Source organism: Tsukamurella conjunctivitidis, from assembly GCF_007858475.1.
GTDB classification, from domain to species: Bacteria; Actinomycetota; Actinomycetes; order Mycobacteriales; family Mycobacteriaceae; genus Tsukamurella; species Tsukamurella conjunctivitidis.
Genome location: NZ_VIGX01000253.1, coordinates 1 through 548, shown reverse-complemented (window position 1 = coordinate 548; position 548 = coordinate 1). Strand labels below are relative to the sequence as shown.

1 protein-coding gene is annotated in these 548 nt (G+C 43.4%); it reads left to right on the top strand.

Features of this window, described 5'->3' with window-relative positions; translation table 11 throughout:
• Positions 1 to 548 (top strand): AarF/UbiB family protein (locus tag FK530_RS27700; protein WP_231706806.1); only part of this gene is annotated, 548 nt, incomplete at both ends.

Sequence of the window (548 nt, the reverse complement as noted above, 5' to 3'; positions counted from 1 at the left end):
AAGTTAAAAGAGCTCGGGGTCAATATCCCACTCCTTGCGCAGCGTAGTGTGGATATCTTCTTCACACAGGTGTTTGAACATAGTTTTTTCCATGCGGACATGCATCCGGGGAATATCTTTGTAGATGTTACAAATCCTAATGATCCTACCTATATTGCCCTCGACTTTGGCATTATAGGCACGCTCAATGAAGAGGATCAGCACTACTTAGCAAGTAACTTTTTAGCCTTCTTTAATCGAGATTATCTTAAAGTTGCTGAGCTTCATGTGGAATCAGGTTGGGTTCCTCCCGATACTTCTGTGGGGGATTTTGAGGCGGTTATCCGCTCTCTTTGTGAACCGATCTTTAATAAACCTCTAAAAGATATCTCTTTTGGTGCCTTTCTTCTCTCGCTCTTTCAAACGGCGCGTCGATTTAAGATGGAGATGCAGCCACAATTGATGCTACTGCAGAAGACATTGTTTGCAATTGAGGGTTTAGGTCGTGAGCTCTATCCTGAGCTTGATCTTTGGGCAACGGCAAAACCTTATCTCGTGGAGTTTGTGAA